We start from the raw sequence: 21,567 nt of genomic DNA on the forward strand, positions 1-21,567 counted from the left end.
TGCGCGTCTATCAGTAACGCGATCCCGGATTTCAAGCCTCGAGCTGCTCCAGCACTTTGCCTTTGGTCTCGACACCGAGAAAATGCACCGCGATCGCCGCGAGAAACGGCACGGCCGCGAGAATATAGAACGCCACGTCGAGATTCCCGCCGATCATCGTTTTCGAAACGATGGCCGGTGCGAAGATCGCCGCGACCTTCAGCCACGCGCCGCCAATGCCGCAACCCATCGCGCGGACGCTCGTCGGGTACAGCTCCGGCGTGTACACGTACGCGGTGATGAAGCCGCTGGCGAGAAAGCCGAGCGCCAGCGCACAGCAAGTGGCGACCACGTACACCGACGAGTTGTGCAACACGCCCGCCATCGCCAGCGAAATCGCGCATAACAGGAACGAGACGTTGATGATCGGCTTGCGTCCCACCTTGTCGACCAGCAGCGCGCAGACGAGCGAGCCGAGCACGCCGAGCACCGAAGCCGCCACGGCCAGGTTCAGGGCGAGCTGCAGCGGCGCGTGATAGATCGTGCGGTAGATCGTCGGCAGCCAGGTCGACAGACCGTACTGGATGAAGCCGCAGGTGACCCACAGCATCGCCACGGCGAGCGTGCGCTTCAGATAAGCCGGGCCGAACAGGTCCGCGATGCGGCGCTTCGGATGGCGATTGACCATCTCGTCGAATTCGGACGCGCGTGCAACCGGTGGCAGCGGCACCTTCGCGGCACGTTCGAACGCCAGCACGGCGGAATCGGCTTCGGCCATCCGGTCGCGCACGGCGAGCCAGCGCGGCGATTCCGGCACGAGCTTGCGCAGCACGAAGAACAGGATCAGCGGCGCGCCGCCGATGAAGTACATCGTCTGCCAGCCGAAGCGCGGCACGATCCACGCACCCATCGCGCTCGAGGCGAGCAAGCCGATCGGGAAGACGATTTCGTACAGAAGAACGAAACGTCCACGGCCATGCGCGCGGCTGATCTCGTTGATATAAGTCGCGGCCACCGGCAGTTCGCCGCCGAGCCCCAGACCCTGGACGATACGCAGCGCGACGAACACCGCGAACGTCGGCGCAAAGCCGCACGCGATACTGGTAATGCCGATAATGCCCGAGCTCAGCGCAATCGCCCTCACGCGTCCGCCACGCTCCGCATACCACGGAAACAGGAACGCGCCAATCAGTTGTCCTACGGAACCGGAGCCAAGAAGGAAACCGACGTCCCATGGTGTCAGGTGCCACTTCGCGATCAGGAGAGGCAGAGTCGTCGCGATTGCGATCACGTCGAAGCCGTCGAAGAACGTCGCGAGACCGATCAGGATACGGGCACGTACCTGCAGCGCGTTCCTCGGCATGCGCTCGAGACGCGCAATGATCGAGCCCTGGGTCACAGCGCCTGAAACACCGGCGCTGCTGCGGTCTCCTGTAGTGTTATCGATGGTTCTCATGCCGAGGTGCCGTCCGTAAGAATGGTTAGGCAAGCGCCGTTGAGGCGTCAGTCAGGGTGGCAAGGTCGATGGTCCGGCCTTGGTTCATCCACTTGCGCGAGAGCTTCAACTCGCGCGGAGTGTTGATCGCGATCACGCCGCGAATCACGTCGTCTTCCAGATAGAACAGCGTCGCGCGCCTGGCCCGCAGATCGCCGCGCACCGCGAGCTGCGCATCGGCCGGGATGTCGCCGAGAATCTGCAGGTTCACGTCGTACTGATCGGACCAGAACCACGGAATATCCGCGTACGGTTCGAAGGTGCCGAGCAGCGCTTTCGCCGTGGAGATCGCCTGGTTCTGCGCGTTGGCCCACGACTCCAGACGCACGCGGCGCTTGAGCCACGCGCTCGGATGATTCGCCACGTCGCCGCAGGCGAAGATGCGCGGGTCGTCGGTCGCGCCGAAATGATCGACGACAATGCCGTTCTCGACCTTCACGCCCGCGGCTTCGGCAATCGCCGTGTGCGGCGTGAGACCGATGCCGGCCACCGCGAAATCGGCGTCGAGCGTCGAGCCGTCCGCGAACGTCGCACGAATGCGGTTCGCGTCGTTCGGGTGATCTTCGAGCTTCACGAGCGATGCGTTCAGACGCACGTCCACACCATTCGCACGATGCAGTTCGAACAGGAAATCCGACACCAGCGGCGGCAGCGAACGCGCGCACAGACGCGGCGCGCCTTCCACCACACAGGCCTCGACGCCGAGCTTGCGCGCGGTCGCCGCGACTTCCAGACCGATCCAGCCGCCGCCGACCACGAGCACGCGCTGGCTGGCGCGCAGCCGTTCGCCGAGTGCGACCGCTTCATCGAGCGTGCGCAGATAGGCGAGATGCGAGGTCTGCGCGAGCGCATCGGGCAGACGGCGCGCCGCGCCGCCGGTCGCGATCACGAGCCGGTCGTACTGCACTTCGCGGCCCGAACGCGTGCGCACGATGCGCTGTTCGCGATCGATCGACGTCGCGCAATCGGGTTGCCATGCTTCGACGTTGAGCGCGCCGATGTCGTCGGGCTTCACGAGGCGCACGGTCTCGATGTCCGCTTCGCCCGCCAGCACCGCCTTCGAGAGCGGCGGGCGCTCGTACGGCAGATGCACTTCGTCGGCGATCATCACGAGGCGGCCGTCGAAGCCTTCCTTGCGCAACGTCTTCACGACCCAGCCGGCTGCCTGACCGCCGCCGATCACGACGATCGTGCGCGGCGCTTCGAGCCCCGCATGCGCGGCCTGGGCCTTTTCGGTAGCAGCGTCAGTCATTTTTGCGCTCCGTCATGAACTTGCCTTCCGGCGCCTTCGCATCTTTCTGGCGCCGCGTGTTGCCGTCGATGCCGCCTTCGATCGCCCATTCGGCGAACACGGTCGGACCCGGCTCGAAATCGCGCGGCTGCCATTCGGGCGTGAGCTGGTCTTCGTCGGCGTAATACTCGATCAGGCCGCCGGCCGGATTCCTGAAGTACCAGAAGTACGCCGACGACACCGGATGACGTCCCGGTCCCAATTGCGTTTCCCAGCCGCAACGGTTGATGTGCATGCCGCCGCCGAACACTTCGTGAATGTCGCGCACGGTGAACGCGACGTGGTTCAGGCCGCGTTTGGCCGTAGGCAGCGCAAGCAGGAACAGGTCATGATGCCCGCCGTGCGGCGCGCAGCGCATGAACGCGCCACGGCCCGGATAACGGTCCGAAGTCTCGAAGCCGAGCAGTTCGTGATAGAACTTTTCCTGCTCGGCGAGCTTGTTCGTGAAGAACACGACGTGGCCCACTTCAACCGGTTCCGCGCGCTCGTAGATCGGCGACGGCTGATCGACGCGCAGCGTCTGGCCCCACACGTTCGACGGCGAACCGTGCACGTCCACCGCACGCTTGCGCGTCACTTCGACGCGAATCGCCATGCCGTTCGGGTCGATGCAGCCAACCGCGTCGTCGGTTTCGAAATGACCGGGCTGACCGGCGAAGCGGCCGCGCAGCGCGTCGAGTTCCGCCTTCGTCGCGACGCCCCACGTCACTTCGCGCAGCGTCGGGCCTTCCTCGAACGCGGGCGGCAGCGACGGCTCGTTCGCGTCGACGACGAGAATCGTGCAACCGTTCAGTGTTTCGAAGCGCGCGTGCGTTTCGTCGTGCGCGGTCTCCTTGACGCCCCAGTCCGCGAAAAAGCGGCGACAGGTAGCGAGATCCGTCACGCCGTAAGTGATCTGTTCAATGCCGAGAATCGTCATAACGTGCCTCTTCGTTGCCCGCTTTAGTTCGCCCACGCCAGCGGCGCTTCGTTCAAGCCCCAGTAGAGGCTCTTCTGTTGCATGTATTCGCGAATGCCGAGACGGCCTTTTTCGCGTCCCATGCCGCTCTCCTTCCAGCCGCTGAACGGCGTCGAAATCGAGAACAGCTTGTAAGTGTTGATCCAGATCGTGCCGGCTTCGAGTCCGCGCGCGGTACGGTAGGCGCGCTTGTAGTCGCGTGTCCAGATGCCCGCGGCAAGGCCGAACACGCTGTTGTTCGCTTCCTTGAGCAGCGCCGCTTCGTCGTCGAACGGCATCGCGACGAGCACCGGGCCGAAGATTTCTTCCTGGCAGATGCGCGCGTTGTTGGTCAGGCCGTCGAGAATCGTCGGTTGCAGATAGGTGCCCGCTTCGCGGCCGTCGCCGGCCGGACGCTCGCCGCCGCACAGAAGACGGCCGCCTTCTTCGAGGCCGAGCGCGATATAGCGCTCGACCGATTCGCGATGCGCCTGCGTGATGAGCGGACCCATCTGCGTGTTTTCGCGCGACGGATCGCCGACCCGCAGCTTGCGCGCGCCTTCGACGAGACGCTGCATGAACGTGTCGTAGATCGAGCGCTGCACGAAGAGGCGCGAACCCGCGATGCACGCTTCGCCCGACGAGCTGAAGATGCCGTACAGCACGCCGTTGACCGCATGATCGAGATCGGCGTCGTCGAATACGATGGTCGGCGACTTGCCGCCGAGTTCGAGCGACACCGGCATCAGCTTGTCCGCCGCGATGCGCGCAATGCCGCGGCCCACTTCGGTGCCGCCCGTGAACGACACCTTCCTCACGAGCGGATGACGCACGAGCACGTCGCCGATCACGGAGCCCTTGCCGGGCACCACGCTCACCACGCCCTTCGGCACACCGGCTTCCTCGCAGATGCGCGCAAGCGCGAGCGACACCAGCGGCGTCACTTCAGCGGGCTTCAGCACCACTGCGTTGCCAGCCGCGAGTGCCGGCGCGAGCTTCTGCGCGTCGGAGGCGATCGGCGAATTCCACGGCGTGATGGCCGCGACGACACCGATCGGCTCGTAGAGGCTCATCGTCAGATAGTCGCCGCGCGAGGGCGTGACTTCTTCGTCGAGCGTTTCGAGGCAGGCCGCGAAATAGCGGAACGTGTTCGCCGCGCTCGCCACGAGCACGCGCGTCTCGCCGATCGGCTTGCCGTTGTCGCGGCGCTGCAGGTTTGCAAGCGCTTCGTGGCGCGCCATGATGAGGTCGGCGATGCGATACAGGATCAGCGCGCGCTGATGCGGCTTCAGACCCGACCAGTCCGGCTTGCGCCATGCCGCGTCAGCGGCTTCGACCGCTTCGCGCGCGTCGTCGGCGCTGGCCGTCGAGATTTCCATGTTGACCGACTGATCCGCCGGATACAGGCTTTTGTACGGGTTGCCGCGCCCTTGCCGCCATTCGCCGCCGATGAAAATATCGCCGTTAGGCACGAGGCTGGTATCGAAGTGAGTCATGTCGGTCATTCCGTTAGCTTTCAAGCCAGGGGCCTGGCAGGTCTTAGATCACGCAGCGCGCCGCGCGATTGCGCAGTGCGCGAATCGCGCTATAGGCGGTCAGCGCGGACGTCTTGGGGTTGTCCGGCAGCGGCTTGCCGCTCATTTCGAGCGACATCTCGCCGAACGCGCCGCGCGCGAGGATGCGATGCACGTTGCGCGTCACGTTCGGATCGGCGATGAGCCTGACCGTCGTGTTGTCGAGGCCGAGGCCCGCGAGCGCGATCGTCGCGGCGACGTTCGCGTTCTTCGGATAGAGCCTGGCCGCGTCGCGCGCGCTGCCTTCGAAAATCACCTTCTCTTCGGTGAGCGTGCGCAGATCGCAGACCTCTTCAGCCGGCGTGCCGAGCCAGCCGGTCGGCGGCTTGCGGCCCGTGTACAGCACTTCGTCGAGGCCGCCGAGACGCGCCGCCGCGAGCGCATCGACGCCGCCGATCGCGCCCGAGAGCAACGTGACCGTCGCGTCGCCTTCGTCGGCTGCGGCGGCGAGCGCATCGAGCAGCGTCACGTCGGAGAGCGCGCCGATCGACGCGACCGCGCAATCGGTGCCCGACTTCAGCAACGGCACGACGTGATCGACGAGCGCGCTGTGCCCCGCGCATTCGAGCGCGAATTGCGGCCGCGTGCTGAGCGCCGGCACCGACGACACCACGTCCACGCTCGCGCCCACGACTCCGCGCACCGACGCCACCTGACTCTCCGGAACGATCACGTGCGACACGCGCACCGCCGGATCGGCGGCGACCGAGCGGTACACCGCCTGGCCGATCGCGCCGAAGCCGATCATCGCGACGTCAATGGGCGCGTGATGTCCCGCGTAGCCGGCCTCATGCATGTTGCGGCTCCTCTTTCTTGACCGGCGGGCCCGCGAACGCGGTCGCGAACGAGCCGACCGACAGCATGTCCACCTCGACCAGCACCGGACCGCTCTTCGCCATGCCCTCGCGGATGATCGCGGCGGCGTCGTCGAGCGACTTGATGCGGTAGTGCGTGAGCTTCAGGCTTTCGCAGAACTGCGCGAAATCCGGTTGATGCAACTGGACGTAGCAGCGGCGGCCGCCGTACTGCGCGTCCTGAATGTTGCGGATCACGCCGTAGCACTGGTCGTTCATCAGCACGATCATCACGTTGGCGTTTTCCTGCACGGCCGTCGCGAGTTCGCCGACGTTGACCATCAGGCCGCCGTCGCCGCACAGGGCCACGGTCTTCGCCGCGCTGCCCGCGAGCGCCGCGCCGATGCCCATCTGCATGCCCTGGCCGATGCCGCCGCCGAGCGCGTGCACGCCAGCGCGCGGCGTGAAGACTTTCAGCAGGCGGTTGCCCCAGGTGCTGTTCGAGATCGTGACGTCGCGCACCCAGTTGTAGTCGCGGCCCACGGCGTCTTGCAGCGCGTCGACGAGGCGCTTATACGGGCCGAGCCCCTTGCTCACGTCGGCGACCGCGCTTTCGCGTGCGGCGGCCAGATCCTGCGCGAACTGCGGATCGACCTTCAGCTTGCCTTCGAGCAGCGTCGCGAGTTCGTCGAGAACGGACGCGGCATCGCCGTGAATGAACATGTCGTTGCGATAGCCGCGGTTGTCGGCGAGCGCATCGGCGTCGATGCGATAGAGCGGTTGCGGCAGCGCGAGCTTGTACTTCAGCGTTTCATTGCCGCGCAGACGCGAGCCGACCACGACCAGCGCGTCGCAGGTCTTGTAGAAGCTCTCGACCGCCGCGTGCACGTTGAACGCGCCCAGCGTGGCCGGATGATCCTCGGGCAGCACGCCGCGGCCCTGCACGCTCGTCACGACGCCGAAGCCGAGCGCGACCAGACGCTCGACCGCCGCGCGCGCGTGACGCGTGCCGCCGCCGAGCCACAGGAGCGGGCGCTTCGCCTTCGTCAGTTGCTCCGCGAGTTGCGCGACGCGCGTCTCGCAGTGCGTGAGCGTCGTGATGTGCGGCGCGGCGAGGTCGTTCGGCCATTCGATTTCGGCGGCCTGAATGTCGATCGGAATTTCGACGCTGACCGGGCCGCTCGGCGCGGTTTGCGCAACGCGCACGGCTTCGCGGATCGTCGGCAGCGCGGTTTCGACCGAACGCACGCGGAACGCGGCCTTCGAGATCGATTGCAGCATCGAGAGCTGGTCCGGCGCCTCGTGGATGTACGCGAGGTCCTGGTCCAGGTATTCGGTTTCGATCTGGCCCGTGACGTGCAGGAGCGCGGTGCCCGCCGTCAGCGCCTCGACCATCGCGCCCGCCGCGTTGCCCGCCGCGGTGCCCGTGCTCGTGAACGCGACGCCGAGGCCGCCGGAGACGCGCGCGAGGCCGTCGGCCATGTTCACCGCGCCGGCTTCGCCGCGTGCGCCGACATAGCGGATCTTGCCGCGCGTGTTGATCGCGTCGAGGATCGGCATGTTGTGGATCGAGATCACGCCGAATGCGGTTTGAACGCCGCATTGCTCGAGAAAGGCGGCGATCAGTTCGCCAACGGTGGTTTTGTTAGACATGTCGTGCAACGCCTCCAGAAACATCGATGTGACTGCCCGTCGTGTACGACGACAGCGTGGTAGCCAGATAAAAAAGCGCTTGAGCGGCTTCTTCGGGACGGCCGAAGCGGCCTAGCGGAATGTTTTTCTTGCGCGCGAGTTCAGCGGTCCAGTCTTCCCAGCTCTGGCCCGGCTGCGCCTGCGTCTCGTAGCGGCGGCGCCACTGACCCGACTCGACGATGCCGATCAGAATCGAGTTGACGCGAATGCGCTGCGGCGCGAGTTCGACCGCCAACGACTTCGTGAGACTCAGAAGGCCCGCGCGCGCCGACGAGGTCGCCACCATGTGCGGCTCGGGCTGCAGCGCCAGCAGCGAATTCACGTTGACGATGGCCGCGTTGCGGCCGGCGCCGGCGGTATCGCTCAGCATCGGCAGAAACGCGCGCGTCGGGCGGATCACGCCGAAGTACTTCAGGTCGAGTTCTTCGCGCCACGCGTCGTCGGTCGTATCGGCGAAGGTGGACACACGGCCCTGGCCCGCGTTGTTCACGAGCATGCCGGTGCGGCCGAAACGCTGCTGCACTGCCTGCGCGAACGCGCTCACGTCATTCGCGTCCAGCACGTCGCAGCGATGCGCGAGCAGTTGCGCGTCGGGACACTTCGCGCTGAGCGCGGCCTGCGCTTTCGCGAGACGCTCACTGTCGCGGCCGCAGATTGCAACCGAGGCGCCCGCGCGCAGAAACAGTTCGGCGGTCGCGAGACCGATGCCGGACGAACCGCCCGTCACCACCGCTACCTGTCCGGTCAAATCGATTTGGATCATCAGAGCCCCAGTGCTTTCATGTATTTGCTGCCCGCGTTCGGCCCGAGCTTCGGCCGGTAGTTGAGCCGCTGCGAAAGTTCTTCGGCCGCGCGGCGCACCTTGTCGACGAGGCCGCTGTCGAGCAGCGACGCGCCGATCTCGCGGCGCGGAATCGTTGTCGTGATGACGGCGACGATGCGGTGCGTGTCGTTGCGCACCGGCGCGCTCACCACCGAAATGCCGCGTTCGAACGACGACTCGCTGATCGCGAAACCGCGCCGCGCGTCGTCGCGAATCCGTTCGTAGAGGTCGTCGACCGTGGCCGGCGTCTGCGCCGTGAAGCGCTCGAGTTCCGGCTCGGGGTAGAGCTTCTTCAGTTCTTCGAAGCTCAGGTCGCCCATCAGCACCTGGCCGTGCGTCGTCGCATAGGCGGGCAGGCGCGTGCCGACGTTGACCTTCACCGAGCTGAAAATCGGCGCATGGCTTTGCGCCTTGGCGACGAACACGACGTCGCGTCCGTCGCGAATCACGATGTGGCTCGTGAGGCCGGTGTCATCGCGCAACCGCTCGATGATCGGCAGACCGAAGTCGGTCAGTTCGAGCGAGCTCAGGTATTCGAAACCGAGCCGCAGCACCGCGACGCCGAGGCGATAGTTGCGGTCCTTGTCGGCGCGTTCGAGAAAGCCGAGCGCTTCGAGTGTTTGCAGGAGACGGAACACCGTCGTGCGCGGAATATTCAGGCGACGCGACAGTTCCGGTGCGCCGAGCACCGGCTCGCGCGGCGAGAACTCCATGAGAATCTTCAGGCCGCGTTCGAGACCGGGCACCCGGTAACCGGAATCGCCGCTGGTTTCGTTGCGCTCGGCATCGAGCGTGTCAGGCCTATCAGGCGTCATTCCGGGCGTCATTCAATGGCTCCGCGTTGGCTCGGTTGAGCGCCGCTTGCGCGGCTGAACGTGTCGATGATCGCGGTGTACGCGGCGGGTTCTTCGATATAGCCCGCGTGTCCCGCGCGCGGCACGACCTGCAGGCGGACCCGCGCGGCAAGCGCGATCTTTTCGCAGGCTTCGGGCGTCGTGATCGTGTCTGCGGCACCGACCACGACGTCGACGCGGCCTTCGTAGCGCGCGAGGTCACCGGCGAGATCGGCGTTGGCGAGCAGGTGAGTAGCCTGCGCGTAGCCGTGCGGAATCACGCGCGACATGTTCCAGCGCACCCATGCGCGCGCTTCGTCGCTCGCGTGGGCGGACAGCATGTTGGCGCTGCGTTTTTCGGCGAGACCTTGCGGGCCGAGTTCGCTCAGCATCACGAGGCGCTGATCGCGCTTCGCCTCGCGCACTTCAGCCGATGCCGCGCCGTAGCCGCCCGCGGGTGACAGCAGCAGCAGGCCGGCGAGACGCTGCGGATGCGCAGCCGCAAACGCGCCGGCGATGATCGCGCCGAGCGAGTGCCCGACCAGCACGCAGCGTTCAATGCCGAGTGCGTCGAGCCATTCCTTCAATACGGCGGCGTAGTCTTGCGCAACCGGCGAGTGCGCCGCGACCGGCGTGGATGCGCCATAGCCCGGCGCATCCCAGGCCAGCACGCGGCGCGTCGCGCCGAGCGCGTCGAACTGCTGCACCCACGATGCCGCGCCCGAGCCAATGCCGTGCAGCAGCACGAGCGGCAGCGCATCGTTGCCGGTGTGACCGGCTTCGCGATAGCTCACGACGCGTTGCGATGCCAGGCTGCTTTGCTGCGCCGGATAGCGTGCGAGACGCGCTTCGAGCGAGGCATGCTGATCGGCGTTGGCGGACGGGACTGCGGACATGATTTCCTTCGCGGGTGAAATAAGACGACGTGGACGGCTTACGGGCGCGCTTTCATTGCGCCTTAATTGCGCTTGATCTTCGCGAGCGGCGAATCCGGCGGATACGTCGGCGTGATCGGCTTCGACGAACCGAGCATCACGCACATCAGCGCGTCTTCCTCGCCGATGTTGATTTCCGTGCGATACACGCCCGGCGGCACCGAGATCAGGTCGCGCTCGCCGAGCACGGCTTCCCACGTCTCGCCGTCACGCTCGCAGACCACTTTCATCTTGCCGCGCAGCACGAAGAAGATTTCTTCGACATCCGTATGAATATGGCTCGGGCCGATGTTGCCGGCCGGAATCACCATCGTCGAGAACGTGAAGCTGCCCGCCGGAATGGTGTTGACGTCCTTTGCGACGCCCGTACCGCCCGTGCCGACGTAGCGCATCTGCGCACGGCGGTACTTCGGGTCGTAGTCGGCCTGGAACTTCAGCGCGTCCCAGTCGTAGCGACGCGTTTCGAGGCGCGCGACGCGCCCGTCCAGCCACTGCTGGAAGCTCGCGTCCGCGGGTTGTTCCCAGGATTTGCGTTCGTTATCGGCGTCCGCCATCTCTTTCTCCTTTCGATTCGACAAGATCAATTCATCACGAAGCCGCCGTTGACCGGCAGCAGTTGGCCGGTCACAAAGCGAGCGGCATCGGACAACAGGAACAGCACGGGCCCGGTCACGTCGTCGGGCACTTGCGCGCGCGTGAGCGCGCGGCCTTGCAGGTAGTACTGGTGACGCTCCGCCGGAACGTAAGCGGTCGCCTCGACTTCGGTGAGGCCCGGCGCGATCGCGTTGACGGTCACGCCGTGCGCGCCGAATTCGCGAGCGAGCGAGCGGGTCATCGAAATCACGGCGCCCTTGCTCGCGACGTAAGCCAACAGCCTCGGCGCGCCCCACATCGCCGTGTCCGAGGCGATGTTGACGATGCTGCCGCGGCCCGAGTCGCGCAGATAAGGCAGTGCGGCGGTGCTCATGAGCCAGGTGCCGCGCACGTTGACGTTCATCACGGCGTCCCACGTTTCCACCGACAGTTCATCCGCGAACTTGCCGCCGGAATTCGTGATCGCCGCGTTGTTGATCAGTGCATCGAGGCCGCCGAGCTGCGCCGCAGCCTGCTCGGCGAACTGCGCGATGCTCGCGGGGTCGGCCAGATCGAGCGGCAGGTAGGTCGCCGCGTGGCCTTGCTCCTGCAGCGACGCCGCGAGCGCACGGCCCGCGTCGTGCAGCACGTCGCCGAACACGACCTGCGCGCCGGCCTGCACGAGCGCGCTCACGAACGCCGCGCCGAGACCGCGCGCGCCGCCCGTCACGAGAATGCGCCGGCCCTTGAGCGCTGTGAGTGCGTCGTTATGCATGGCTGTGACCAGCATCCGTGGCGGCGGGCGCCGCGTTGGCGCGATGCGCCTCGAGTGCGGCGAGATCCTGCTGCGCGCGCTGACGCAGCATGCGGCGCACGCGCGTCATGCCGACGTCGTGCTGATACAGGAACTCGTGCTCGCGCGCGTTCGGCGCGAGGCTTTCGAGCACGTAGCGGTCCTGTTCGAGCACGTCCCAGTGCAGACCTTCCAGGCGGTTGCGGTACAGGAAGCGCCATGCGTCTCGCTGCCAGCCCTGCACTTTGCGGGTGCGCCAGAAATAGACCTGGCAGTTGTTTTCGTCGACGGGCACGGCGAAGCCGATGATCCCGAAGTTGCCGCCCGGGCCGAATTTCTTGCGGTACGGAATCGCGAGGCGCATCCACAGGCAGCCGGTTTCGCCGAGTTCGACCCAGTCGAAGTTCACGTCGCGCTGGCCGACCTTTTCGAACATCAGACCGGTTTCGGTCTTGCGCACGCGCATGTCGGCCTGCTTGTCGCCTTCGGCCATCGAGTGCGAGGTCGCGTGCAGATAGGCGCCGTGCATCGGGTCCATCACGTTGTCGATCGCGTACTGGTAATTGCACTTCCAGTTCGACATGCACAGGAAACTTGCGTATTCCTCACCAACCAGTTCTTCCGGCAACACGAGCGGCGCAGGTTCCTTGTGCGCTTCGTCGCCGAACCACAGGAAGATCGCGCCGGCGTGCTCTTCGGCCGGATACGACTTCACGCACTTCTGGCCTTCGAGCGGACAGCTCGGCACGGCCGGTACGTTCACGACCGTGCCGCTGCCGTCGATTTCGATGCCGTGATACCAGCACGCGACGCTGCCGCCGAGGTTCCAGCCGAGCGACAGACGCGCGCCGCGGTGCGGGCAGCGGTCTTCGAGCGCGTGGACTTTGCCTTCCTGATCGCGCCACAGCACGATCTGATCGCCGAGACGGGTCACGCCGATCGGTGCATTGCCGACCTGCCAGCTCGGGGCGACCGGATACCAGTAGTTGCGCAGACCTTTGTCGAGGTACGACTTGATCGGATCGGCCGTGCCTTCAGTTGTAGCGGGGGACGTCATGAAGAGACTCCAGTACGGATGCGATGAAACGTGTTCGGGAAAGCGCGCCTAGTCGGCGAGCAGACGGAATTCGGCGGCGAGGCGCTCGGTGCTCCACGGAGTGCCTTCCGGGGTGCGGAAACCGTCGCGATTCAAACCGTCGACGACTTCGTGCAATTCCGTCGCGCCGGCTTCGAAAACGCGTTCGAGCGCATCGCCGAAGTCGTTTTCGTACTGGGTCGGCTCGGCCTTGCGGTTCTGCCAGACCATGTTGCCGCTCTCGCCCGGCTTCTCGATCACGCCTTTGCCGGCGACATTGTTCGGTTGCGGCGCGAGCCACGGCTTCAGGAAGGGATTGAAATTCACGGCTACCTCTCGCATGTCATTCCACCTTGATCTGGATTTCTTCACCTGCGAGACGTACCGAGTACATCTTCAGGTCGCGGCCGCCCGGCTCTTTCAGACACTTGCCGGTCGGGATATGGAACACGGCTTCGTGCAACGGACATTCGACGGTGTCGCCGTCGACAAAGCCCTGCGTCAGCAATGCGTACGCGTGGGGGCAGACGTTTTCCATCGCGTAGATCTCGTCGCCCACCTTGTAAATGCCGATTTCCGTGTCGTCGAGCTTGAACTCGAGCGGGGAGTCTTCGGACAGTTCGCCGGCATGTCCGGCGCAGCGCCATTGTTCAGTCATTTCTCGCCTTCTCCTGAGCCTTTTTGTTCCATACAAGGAACATCAGTTCGTGTATGGTCAATTATAGGAGCCGCTCTGCGCGGAGAAAATAAAAAAATGGCCTGTTAGGGGAAAACACTGACTGTCGTATCGACGGCACACCGGCGCGCTCCACGCGGCGCGCAACCTTAAGCCGCGCGGGCCTTTGACGGATATGGCCGGAGCCGAATCATCAGACGAACGCATCGGGGCATGTGCGGGTTTGTACCGATCTGAAATTTATTTTGAATAATTTCAGCTTCACTATACTTTCCATAGGCGATACGTTTGTCCATAGGTGGAACGTAAGGCCCATGAGGTTCTGGCGAAGAAATCAGAACGGTATTCACAACCCCAGGCACAGATCAGAGACAGCACATCCGGCGAGAGTCCACGCCGCATGATCAGGAGAACCAACGGTGAAGCAAATCATTGCAGCCAGCTTGACGGCAACTTGCATGACTACGTGCGCGTGGGCGCAAAGCAGCGTGACGCTATACGGCAGCCTCGATGCCGGTGTCGCGTATATCAGCAACGTGGGTGGCAGCTCGAAGTGGATTCAGGAACAGGGCAACATGCAGCCCGACCGTTGGGGCCTGAAGGGCGTCGAAGATCTGGGCAACGGCCTGAAGGCGGTGTTCCAGCTCGAAAACGGCTTCTATACGAACACCGGCGCGATGGCGAAGCCGGGCGTGCTGTTCAATCGCCAGGCTTACGTGGGCCTCGCCTCGGACCAGATCGGCACGCTGACCTTCGGTCATCAGACGCCGTTCAGCTTCGACGTGCTCGGCACGTTCAGCACCGGTTATCAGGCCGCGAGCTGGTACGCGTTTCACCCGGGCAATATCGACGCGCTCGCCAACACCGCCGTCGTGCCTTACGACAACTCGGTGAAATTCCGTTCGGCGACGTTCGGCGGCTTCAGCGTGGGCGCGATGATGGGTCTCGGCAATACGACCAATTTCGCCACCGGCCGTGAATACGGCTTCGCGGCGACGTATGCGAACGGCGGCTTCAAGGCCGGCGCGAGCTACTCGAACGAGAACAACCGCACGCCGTCGATCGTCACGACCGGCATCACGACCTTCCAGGGCCAGCCCGCCGCGACCTACATGGCCGACAACCTGCAGAACATGGGCCTGGGCCTGTCGTACCAGTTCGGCAGCGTGCTCGTGCACGGCCTGTACACGCGCGTGAAGCTCGAAAGCGCAGGCCACTCGGATACGTATCAGAGCTACGACGCGGGCGCGAACTGGCAGGTCACGCCGTTCAACACGATCGCGGGCGGCGCCGCGACGACCACGTTCGCGGGACATCGCTGGACGCAGTTCATGATCGGCAACATCTATGCGCTGTCGAAATCGACGCAGGTCTATATCAACGCGCTGTATCAGCGCGCGGGTTCGAACACGGATGCGGCGTTCTTCACCGCGGGCGTGTCGAGCGGCCGCAATCAGGCCATCGTCCTGAGCGGCATTCATCACTCGTTCTAAGCGGTTGTCAGGCTGGCTGTGAGGTTGTCAGCCAGCCAGTCTGATATGAAATGACGGGTCCGGCCGCGCGATCAATGAGCCGCAACAGGCCTGCGGCGCGCCTGTATCGCGGTCGGATCGTCCGGGCGCGGACGATAGCTCAGGCGCTCGGACAGATCGAGCGCCGCCTGGCACACCGAGATGATGAGCGGCTCGCGCTCGGCTGCTTCGCCGATATCGGAACGCGGAATCGTGACGGTCAACGCGGCGGCGATCTTGCCGCTCTGATCGCGCACCGGCGCGCTCACCACCGAAATCCCCCGTTCGAACGACGCCTCGCTCACCGCGTAACCGAGCGCCGCGCTTTCGCGTACCCTGCCGTACAGTTCCTCGACGCTCGCCGGCGTGCGTTCGGTGAAGCGTTCGAGCTGCGGCTCGGGATAAAGCTGGCGCAACTCCTCGAAACTCAGATCGCCCATCAGCACCTGGCCATGCACGGTCGCATGAGCGGGCAGGCGCGTGCCGACGTGCACCTTGACCGAGCTGAACATCGGCTCATGCGTCTGCGCCTTGGCGACGAACACGACGTCGCGCTGATCGCGGATCAGCAGATGCGTGCTCAAGCCGGTGGCGTCGCGCAGGCGTTCGAGAATCGGCGTGCCGACGTCGGTCAGTTCGAGCGAATTCAGGTACTCGAAGCCGAGCCGCAGCACCGCGACGCTCAGGCGGAAATAGCGGTCGCCATTGACGCGTTCGAGAAAACCGAGTGCTGCGAGCGTCTGCAGCAGGCGGAACGTCGTGGTGCGCGGAATGCCGATGCGCTTCGACAGTTCGGGCGCGCCGAGCACCGGCTCGCGCGCGCTGAATTCCGCGAGGATGCGCAGGCCGCGTTCGAGGCCCGGCACGAGATAGGTCGATCCGCCGGCGCTCTCGTCGTCAACGGCACCGGCCGCATCGGCGTCCGTGAGCTGCGCCGCTTCGTTCTGCACAGCCGGGACAGCCGCGGCGCGCGGCTTCATCTGCTTGCGTCCCACTCCTGTCTGGTCTTCTTTTGCCATCGTGGCTGCCGTTTCTTTGTGGTTCATCGTGTACAGATCGTCATGATAGCGCGAAGACCGCGGCGCTCCGCGCGGCGCGCCTGCCCCGGCGGCTCGCGCGCCGCCGCAAGCGTATTGCGGATCGCCGGCGCGATGCTATTCTTTGAGCCGGTCCGCCGCGCGGCACGTTGCGCCGCCGCGCGCTCGCGCCGCCCGAGCGTATGGAGGCCACGCCATGTCCGATTCCATCCAGATTCAGGTAGCCGACTCGCATCTTTATCCGGGCTGCCCGGTGCGCATCGCGCATCTGCCCGAACCGTCCGCCGCAGTGGGTCTCGCGAAGGCAATCGTCGAATTCGCGGATGGCTCGGGCGCGCATGCCACCTGCCACCGGCGCGCGCCTGATGAACTCGAATTGGCCGTCGACGGTTATGCGACACAAAAGCGTCATCCCGTGGACGCACGGCACTGGCTACTATTTGCAGTCGATGCAACGCACAACAGCTGGCGCGTGAAGCGCCGGCTGCCGTAAGCCGCGAGGCCCGCCGGCCTCTTCGAATCCGCAACCGGTGCCGCGCGCCGCCGTGTGCGTCGCGGATGCGAGCGTCACCTCAACCCGGAACCAGCCGATGACCGATCACGATCCTCACCTGCCGCCCAATCTCGACAACCCCAACGGCGTCGACAACACCGCCGACTCACCCGACGATCCCGAACGCCGCCGCGTCCTCACCGGTCTCGCGGCGGTCGGCCTCGGCCTCGCGCTGACCGGCTGCAAGACCGGCGAGGGCCTGGCGGGCAACGGGCCGCCGCGCAGCGCCGCCGACCTTCGGCTCGACGCTGCGCTGCACGATCAGGTGAAGAACATCGTGGTGATCTACGCCGAGAACCGCAGCTTCGCGAACCTCTACGGCAACTACCCGGGCGTCCAGCATCCGCTCGACGCGGTCACCGCCGAGCGCTACGTGCAGCTCGACCGCGACGGCAAGACGCCGCTGCCGCGTCTGCCGGCAATCTGGGGCGGGCTCGTGCCGCAGGCGCAGGAAGTGGACGGCAAGCGCTTCATGATCGGCGAGAAGGATCTCGATCATCTGCACAACCGGCCGTTCCGGCTCGTCGACGCGCACGGCGCGCCGCTGCCGAACGGCGTCATCACACGCGACCTCGTGCACCGCTTCTATCAGAACCAGATGCAGATCAACGCGGGGCGCAACAACCAGTTCGCCGCGTGGGGCGATTCCGGCGGCCTCGTGATGGGGCATTACCGCAACTCCGCCGACACATTGCGCCTATGGAATCTCGCGCAGCAGTACACGCTGTGCGACAACTTCTTCATGGCCGCTTTCGGCGGCTCGTGGCTGAACCACATCTTTCTGATCTCGGCGCAGGCGCCCTACTATCCCGACATCCACAACAGCCCGGCGAAGAAAATGGTGTCCGTCGTCGAAGGCGACGACCCGAGCGGCACGCGCCTGAAGCTCGCGCCGAACTCGCCCGCCTCGGCGCTCGACGGTCCGCCGAAATTCGTCAACGACGGCGCGTTCACCGCCGACGGCTACGCGGTCAACACGATGGCGCCGCCCTATCAGCCGAGCAGCGTGCGCCCGGCCGAAGGCGGCAACCCGGCCTTCGCGGACCTGTCGGACCCGCGCGTCATGCCGCCGCAGCATTACGCGACGATCGGCGACCGCCTGACGGACAAGGGCGTCGACTGGGCGTGGTACAGCGGCGCGTGGCAGTTTGCGCTCGATCATCGCGACACGGGCTCGATGCCCGACTTCCAGTACCACCATCAGCCGTTCAACTACTTCGCCAATTACGCGCCGGGCACCGCGGCGCGCCGCCGCTATCTGCGCGACGGCGGCCTCGGCAACGACGCGTCGACCAATCGTCTGATCGCCGATATCGATGCCGGACGCCTGCCCACCGTCACGTTCTACAAGCCGCAAGGCGATCTGAACATGCACGCGGGTTACGCGGACGTCGAATCGGGCGACCGTCATATCGCGACGCTGATCGAGCACATCCAGCGCGGCCCGCAGTGGGCGAATACGGTCGTGATCGTTACCGTCGACGAAAACGGCGGCTGGTGGGACCACGTCTCGCCGCCGATCGGCGACCGCTGGGGTCCGGGCTCGCGAATTCCCGCGCTCGTGATCTCGCCGCTCGCGAAAAAGGGCTACGTCGATCACACGGTGTACGACACGAACTCGATTCTGCGCTTCATCAGCCGCGTGCACGGGCTCGCGCCGCTCGACGGCGTGGTGGCGCGCGACAAGGCGTTTGCGAGCAACGGGCTCGCGCCGCTCGGCGATCTGACGGCCCCGCTCGATCTCGCCTGATCTCCCCTGAGAGCCGGCTCGATAGCGTTTAATTGAGTGCGCGATCCGCTCGCGCCGGCGCCCGGTTTTCGCCGCGATACGTGGTTCGCGACAGGTGCAACCGCTGCGCCCGTCGCGCTGCCGACGCGCCGCACATGCGCCCTTTGTTCTCGCTCAAACACCTCGCACCTTTCGCCTTGCATAACGCGCGGCGCCGCCTAGACTAATAAAGCACTTCGCAATTTGTACGGAACTGACATGCGACTGACCATCCTGATCAACGGTTCCGATCCCACCGTAAGCCACGACTATGCTGTGCTCTGGCTCGACACCGACGAACACCGGTGGTCGCGAGAAGCGCATCAAGGGATCGATCTGCCCCCGTGGGGCGAGTTGCACGACGAGGACGGCGTGACCACCCTCTGTGCGCCGAGCGCGGAAGCACCGCTTTGTACGTTGCGCGGCTTGCATGTCGATCGCAAGGAACGCGTGAGCGCGGCGCAGGGCGCCGCCGCATGGACAGCGCTTCCCACGCACAAGCCGGCCAGCGGATTCTGGCGTCTGCAGGCGGTGGACCGCCAGAAGGTCCGCGCGGAAAACAGCGTGTTCGGTAATTAGGTTCTAGCGCGATTTACCTCTCCTCCTCTTCCGGTCGAAACTTCCGGCTCACGCGCGAACGCTTGCTCGCAGGTGTCACTGCGCGCGTACGTGAACGCGCACATCGGCAACGTAGCGCCGCCACGCTTAAGACGTTCTTAAGCTTGCGTACGTAGAGTCGGAAGTCCACGCATTCGGGTCGCTGCAAAGCGGCCCATTTTTTTGTCCGCTGGTTTATCCCGGCGAGCATCGCGAATTCAATACTGGCGAGCCGCGACGCTATACTTGCGCCCCCATCCATCGATCCCTCGACACATGAAGAAGTGGCTTGCCTGCCTGTTATTCGCTGTCGCCGCGCACGCGAGCGCAGCGCCTTCCTGCACCCAGTTCACGCCGAATGCGCAATGGCCCGTCCTCACCAATCAGAAGATGGCGCCGAAAACGCGCCTGCTCTGCTATAGCGATTTCGCGGTGCTGCATTCGGGCGTCACGCACGGTCCGCTGTGGTCCGCCGAGCATCTGACGCGCGAGCATATCGAAGCGGCGAAAGAGATGACGCGCACCAACAAGTTCTTCGAAGACGCGCGTTTGCCCGACGGCGAAGGCGCAACGCTCGCCGACTACAAACGCAGCGGCTTCGATCGCGGCCATATGAGCCCGGCGGGCAATCGCTGGAACGAACAGGCGATGGCGCAATCGTTCTCGCTTGCCAACATCGTGCCGCAAGACCGTCAGAACAACCAGCGATTGTGGGCACGCATCGAAACGGCGGTACGCAAGATCGCGCTCTCCTACGACGACACATACGTCGTCACCGGGCCGCTCTTCGTCGGCCAGCAGTTGCGGACCATCGGGCCGACGCGCGTATTCGTGCCAACGCAGTTGTACAAAGTCGTCTATGTGCCGTCGCGACACATGGCGTTCGCGGTCGTGGCCGATAATGTCTCGACCAACCGTTACGACATCCGGACGATTCACGAACTCGAAGCGGTATCGGGCATCCGTTTTCCGGGCATTCCGGAGAACCTCAAGGACCAGCGGCCAGGAGGACTGAAAGGTGTTTAAACCCTATTCGAACGATGACGATGTGCTCAACATTCAGGGCGACGCGCTCACGCTCAGCAACGGCACTGCGCGCGTCGTGCTGAACGGCACGCTGGAATTGACACGCGATCAGTCCGGACTGAAGGCGGCGCTCGCACTGAAGGAAGCGGTGGACGCAATCGTTGCGAGCCTGCAGGCGCAAGCGGATTTACCGGCAAAGGTGAAGGACGAGCCCGATGAAAAACCTGGCGTCGTGCGGAATCCGTTTCAATGACGCGGGTGGCTTGCGCTACGCTTTAATCTCGCGGTAGTCGCATATTAGCCAGCCCGCAAAAGCAAAGTATTGTTAAGAGGCGGAAGAGCTCTTCTTCCGCCTCTCTCTTTTGTGCGTTCTTTTGCGCTTTCTTCTTCCCGCTCTCCAGCGAACCGACCGCCGAATCCGGCATTCCGACATGTATCAGCGAAGACGCAGTAGTTACGTTTTGTCACCACGACAGCGTCAACTCCGCTACTGCGCCCTACGTTAAACCGGCAGCGCTGAAATGATTCAGCCGCGACACAAGAATCCACCGGTTCAACCAAGGAGTCACATCATGAAGACGCTTTTCGCCGCTCTCGCTTCTGCTCTGCTCGTGTCGACCGCCTTTGCTCAGACGGCCGCACCGTCGACGACGCAATCCGCACAACCCGCGCAAGCCACGCAAACGCAGCCCGCCGGTCAGGCGAATCTGAAGGCGAGCACCGCCGCGCAAACCGGCGCCACCGACGAAAGCGCTACCGCTACGAAAGCACCCGCGCACGCCACCGCGAAGTCGCATGTGAAAAAGACTTCCGCCCATACGAAGAAAACCCACAAGTCGGCCAAGAAAAAAGCCGTTGAAACGAGCGCCACGAAGACTCCGGCGGGGAGCGCGAAAGAGGCCAGCAATGCCCCGGCAAAAGCCGACGGCGCACAAGCCGACACGACGAAAACGCAATAACACGTGATCGGTTCCGGCGCTTACCGGCCATGCAGGTGTCGTTGAAATAGAAGCTGATCGAAGCCGGGTTGCGCCGTTCAGGGAGGGCGAGTCATATGACTCGCCTTTTTTCCGTGCGGATTGCGCGAAGGCGTGCGAGCCACGTATGGCGCTGTGCGAATGCATACTTTCACGCCGTATCATTTTGCCGACACACACGCGAATTTTTGCACTGTCTTTATTCGCCGAAGTTTAATCTCGAACCGTTCCAACTCATTAGCGCGTCAAACGAACGCTGCATCACATGGCTCTCACGCAACCAATCGGCGAGCTCGCGCCGCAGCCTGCCAGCAGGCAGGTTCAACGCAACAACGTCATCCCGTTTCCGTCGACACGCGCGCTTCTGCACGTGAGCCTGCCCCACCCGCCTCACGATCACGCCGGCACCCAGCTACGCGCGCTGCTTCATTCGCCGCTCGGCGTGTATGTGGTCAGCACGGAAGCCGTGCGAAACGAAATCCGCGTGCAACTCGACATTGCGCGCGAAGATCTCGACTTCACGTTGCACACGCTGCTCTCGACTCTCCCCGCCGCAACGATCGGCCCATTGAAACGGCGTGCCGGCACCGCGGGAGCGCGTTAATTTCGCATGCCGCCAGCCGCTTGC

The 21,567-nt window shown here is 64.8% G+C and carries 23 protein-coding genes; 8 read left to right on the top strand and 15 right to left on the bottom strand.

Translation table 11 applies throughout. The features are described 5' to 3' along the window. Positions 1-31: 31 nt before the first annotated feature. The 14 genes from B9Z01_RS26260 to B9Z01_RS26325 all read right to left on the bottom strand — a co-directional run bounded on the left by B9Z01_RS26260 (position 32) and on the right by B9Z01_RS26325 (position 13,452). Positions 32-1,435, bottom strand: coding sequence for an MFS transporter (locus B9Z01_RS26260; RefSeq protein WP_085488473.1), 1,404 nt, complete (start codon positions 1,433-1,435; stop codon positions 32-34). Positions 1,436-1,460: 25 nt separating this feature from the next. Next, a complete protein-coding gene (locus tag B9Z01_RS26265; protein WP_085488474.1) occupies positions 1,461-2,726 on the bottom strand; it encodes an NAD(P)/FAD-dependent oxidoreductase in 1,266 nt (421 codons plus the stop codon). After that, the gene (locus B9Z01_RS26270; RefSeq protein WP_085488475.1) at positions 2,719-3,684 is read right to left on the bottom strand and encodes a VOC family protein; all 966 of its coding nucleotides are present in this window, start codon (positions 3,682-3,684) and stop codon (positions 2,719-2,721) included. The genes B9Z01_RS26265 and B9Z01_RS26270 overlap by 8 nt, the downstream gene beginning before the upstream one ends. 23 nt (positions 3,685-3,707) lie before the next feature. Further along, entirely contained in the window at positions 3,708-5,198 is a 1,491-nt protein-coding gene (locus B9Z01_RS26275) for an aldehyde dehydrogenase (protein ID WP_085488599.1), read from the bottom strand. 43 nt (positions 5,199-5,241) lie between these two features. Then, on the bottom strand, positions 5,242-6,072 hold the full coding sequence (locus B9Z01_RS26280) for an aspartate dehydrogenase (protein ID WP_085488476.1): 831 nt from the start codon (positions 6,070-6,072) through the stop codon (positions 5,242-5,244). Then, on the bottom strand, positions 6,065-7,723 hold the full coding sequence (locus B9Z01_RS26285; protein ID WP_085488477.1) for a thiamine pyrophosphate-binding protein: 1,659 nt from the start codon (positions 7,721-7,723) through the stop codon (positions 6,065-6,067). The genes B9Z01_RS26280 and B9Z01_RS26285 overlap by 8 nt, the downstream gene beginning before the upstream one ends. Next, complete coding sequence (locus tag B9Z01_RS26290) at positions 7,716-8,525, bottom strand: SDR family oxidoreductase (RefSeq protein ID WP_085488478.1); 810 nt, start codon at positions 8,523-8,525, stop codon at positions 7,716-7,718. Before B9Z01_RS26290 ends, B9Z01_RS26285 begins: the two co-directional genes overlap by 8 nt. Beyond that, a complete protein-coding gene (locus B9Z01_RS26295) occupies positions 8,525-9,400 on the bottom strand; it encodes an IclR family transcriptional regulator (RefSeq protein WP_208626226.1) in 876 nt (291 codons plus the stop codon). Before B9Z01_RS26295 ends, B9Z01_RS26290 begins: the two co-directional genes overlap by 1 nt. An 8-nt stretch (positions 9,401-9,408) precedes the next feature. Beyond that, on the bottom strand, positions 9,409-10,314 hold the full coding sequence (locus B9Z01_RS26300) for an alpha/beta fold hydrolase (RefSeq protein ID WP_085488480.1): 906 nt from the start codon (positions 10,312-10,314) through the stop codon (positions 9,409-9,411). A 62-nt stretch (positions 10,315-10,376) separates the two neighbouring features. Beyond that, positions 10,377-10,907, bottom strand: coding sequence for a cupin domain-containing protein (locus B9Z01_RS26305; protein WP_085488481.1), 531 nt, complete (start codon positions 10,905-10,907; stop codon positions 10,377-10,379). 26 nt (positions 10,908-10,933) lie between these two features. Continuing rightward, positions 10,934-11,701: an SDR family oxidoreductase gene (locus B9Z01_RS26310; protein ID WP_085488482.1), complete on the bottom strand. Its 768-nt coding sequence runs from the start codon at positions 11,699-11,701 to the stop codon at positions 10,934-10,936. Then, complete coding sequence (locus B9Z01_RS26315) at positions 11,694-12,776, bottom strand: aromatic ring-hydroxylating dioxygenase subunit alpha (protein WP_085488483.1); 1,083 nt, start codon at positions 12,774-12,776, stop codon at positions 11,694-11,696. Before B9Z01_RS26315 ends, B9Z01_RS26310 begins: the two co-directional genes overlap by 8 nt. A 48-nt stretch (positions 12,777-12,824) precedes the next feature. After that, a complete protein-coding gene (locus tag B9Z01_RS26320; protein ID WP_085488484.1) occupies positions 12,825-13,136 on the bottom strand; it encodes a recombinase-like helix-turn-helix domain-containing protein in 312 nt (103 codons plus the stop codon). Between the two features lies 1 nt (position 13,137). Next, entirely contained in the window at positions 13,138-13,452 is a 315-nt protein-coding gene (locus B9Z01_RS26325; RefSeq protein WP_062130507.1) for a non-heme iron oxygenase ferredoxin subunit, read from the bottom strand. 437 nt (positions 13,453-13,889) lie between these two features. Here B9Z01_RS26325 and B9Z01_RS26330 point away from each other — a divergent pair, with 437 nt between their 5' ends. Continuing rightward, entirely contained in the window at positions 13,890-14,963 is a 1,074-nt protein-coding gene (locus tag B9Z01_RS26330; protein ID WP_085488485.1) for a porin, read from the top strand. A gap of 71 nt (positions 14,964-15,034) precedes the next feature. Here B9Z01_RS26330 and B9Z01_RS26335 read toward each other — a convergent pair whose 3' ends face one another. After that, positions 15,035-16,000 (bottom strand): IclR family transcriptional regulator, encoded by a 966-nt coding sequence (locus B9Z01_RS26335; RefSeq protein WP_085488486.1) that lies wholly within the window; start codon positions 15,998-16,000, stop codon positions 15,035-15,037. Between the two features lie 214 nt (positions 16,001-16,214). Here B9Z01_RS26335 and B9Z01_RS26340 point away from each other — a divergent pair, with 214 nt between their 5' ends. The 7 genes from B9Z01_RS26340 (at position 16,215) to B9Z01_RS26370 (ending at position 21,543) form a co-directional block, all read left to right on the top strand. Continuing rightward, positions 16,215-16,511, top strand: coding sequence for a hypothetical protein (locus B9Z01_RS26340; RefSeq protein ID WP_085488487.1), 297 nt, complete (start codon positions 16,215-16,217; stop codon positions 16,509-16,511). Positions 16,512-16,608: 97 nt separating this feature from the next. Continuing rightward, entirely contained in the window at positions 16,609-18,321 is a 1,713-nt protein-coding gene (locus B9Z01_RS26345) for an acid phosphatase (protein WP_085488488.1), read from the top strand. Positions 18,322-18,558: 237 nt separating this feature from the next. Further along, positions 18,559-18,918: a DUF3564 domain-containing protein gene (locus B9Z01_RS26350; RefSeq protein ID WP_085488489.1), complete on the top strand. Its 360-nt coding sequence runs from the start codon at positions 18,559-18,561 to the stop codon at positions 18,916-18,918. Between the two features lie 294 nt (positions 18,919-19,212). Continuing rightward, on the top strand, positions 19,213-19,962 hold the full coding sequence (locus B9Z01_RS26355; RefSeq protein WP_085488490.1) for a DNA/RNA non-specific endonuclease: 750 nt from the start codon (positions 19,213-19,215) through the stop codon (positions 19,960-19,962). Then, positions 19,955-20,215 (top strand): hypothetical protein, encoded by a 261-nt coding sequence (locus B9Z01_RS26360; protein WP_085488491.1) that lies wholly within the window; start codon positions 19,955-19,957, stop codon positions 20,213-20,215. Before B9Z01_RS26355 ends, B9Z01_RS26360 begins: the two co-directional genes overlap by 8 nt. A 319-nt stretch (positions 20,216-20,534) precedes the next feature. Then, on the top strand, positions 20,535-20,921 hold the full coding sequence (locus B9Z01_RS26365) for a hypothetical protein (protein ID WP_085488492.1): 387 nt from the start codon (positions 20,535-20,537) through the stop codon (positions 20,919-20,921). A 283-nt stretch (positions 20,922-21,204) separates the two neighbouring features. Continuing rightward, positions 21,205-21,543, top strand: coding sequence for a hypothetical protein (locus B9Z01_RS26370; RefSeq protein ID WP_085488493.1), 339 nt, complete (start codon positions 21,205-21,207; stop codon positions 21,541-21,543). The last annotated feature ends 24 nt before the right edge of the window (positions 21,544-21,567 follow it).

It is taken from the genome of Paraburkholderia susongensis (assembly GCF_900177725.1).
Classification (GTDB): domain Bacteria; phylum Pseudomonadota; class Gammaproteobacteria; order Burkholderiales; family Burkholderiaceae; genus Paraburkholderia; species Paraburkholderia susongensis.

Coding starts and splice junctions, on each gene's coding strand:
- B9Z01_RS26260 (WP_085488473.1), bottom strand. CDS start 1,435: ATGAGAACCATCGATAACACTACAGGAGACCGCAGCAGCGCCGGTGTT.
- B9Z01_RS26265 (WP_085488474.1), bottom strand. CDS start 2,726: ATGACTGACGCTGCTACCGAAAAGGCCCAGGCCGCGCATGCGGGGCTC.
- B9Z01_RS26270 (WP_085488475.1), bottom strand. CDS start 3,684: ATGACGATTCTCGGCATTGAACAGATCACTTACGGCGTGACGGATCTC.
- B9Z01_RS26275 (WP_085488599.1), bottom strand. CDS start 5,198: ATGACTCACTTCGATACCAGCCTCGTGCCTAACGGCGATATTTTCATC.
- B9Z01_RS26280 (WP_085488476.1), bottom strand. CDS start 6,072: ATGCATGAGGCCGGCTACGCGGGACATCACGCGCCCATTGACGTCGCG.
- B9Z01_RS26285 (WP_085488477.1), bottom strand. CDS start 7,723: ATGTCTAACAAAACCACCGTTGGCGAACTGATCGCCGCCTTTCTCGAG.
- B9Z01_RS26290 (WP_085488478.1), bottom strand. CDS start 8,525: ATGATCCAAATCGATTTGACCGGACAGGTAGCGGTGGTGACGGGCGGT.
- B9Z01_RS26295 (WP_208626226.1), bottom strand. CDS start 9,400: ATGACGCCTGATAGGCCTGACACGCTCGATGCCGAGCGCAACGAAACC.
- B9Z01_RS26300 (WP_085488480.1), bottom strand. CDS start 10,314: ATGTCCGCAGTCCCGTCCGCCAACGCCGATCAGCATGCCTCGCTCGAA.
- B9Z01_RS26305 (WP_085488481.1), bottom strand. CDS start 10,907: ATGGCGGACGCCGATAACGAACGCAAATCCTGGGAACAACCCGCGGAC.
- B9Z01_RS26310 (WP_085488482.1), bottom strand. CDS start 11,701: ATGCATAACGACGCACTCACAGCGCTCAAGGGCCGGCGCATTCTCGTG.
- B9Z01_RS26315 (WP_085488483.1), bottom strand. CDS start 12,776: ATGACGTCCCCCGCTACAACTGAAGGCACGGCCGATCCGATCAAGTCG.
- B9Z01_RS26320 (WP_085488484.1), bottom strand. CDS start 13,136: ATGCGAGAGGTAGCCGTGAATTTCAATCCCTTCCTGAAGCCGTGGCTC.
- B9Z01_RS26325 (WP_062130507.1), bottom strand. CDS start 13,452: ATGACTGAACAATGGCGCTGCGCCGGACATGCCGGCGAACTGTCCGAA.
- B9Z01_RS26335 (WP_085488486.1), bottom strand. CDS start 16,000: ATGGCAAAAGAAGACCAGACAGGAGTGGGACGCAAGCAGATGAAGCCG.
- B9Z01_RS26340 (WP_085488487.1), top strand. CDS start 16,215: ATGTCCGATTCCATCCAGATTCAGGTAGCCGACTCGCATCTTTATCCG.
- B9Z01_RS26345 (WP_085488488.1), top strand. CDS start 16,609: ATGACCGATCACGATCCTCACCTGCCGCCCAATCTCGACAACCCCAAC.
- B9Z01_RS26350 (WP_085488489.1), top strand. CDS start 18,559: ATGCGACTGACCATCCTGATCAACGGTTCCGATCCCACCGTAAGCCAC.
- B9Z01_RS26355 (WP_085488490.1), top strand. CDS start 19,213: ATGAAGAAGTGGCTTGCCTGCCTGTTATTCGCTGTCGCCGCGCACGCG.
- B9Z01_RS26365 (WP_085488492.1), top strand. CDS start 20,535: ATGAAGACGCTTTTCGCCGCTCTCGCTTCTGCTCTGCTCGTGTCGACC.
- B9Z01_RS26370 (WP_085488493.1), top strand. CDS start 21,205: ATGGCTCTCACGCAACCAATCGGCGAGCTCGCGCCGCAGCCTGCCAGC.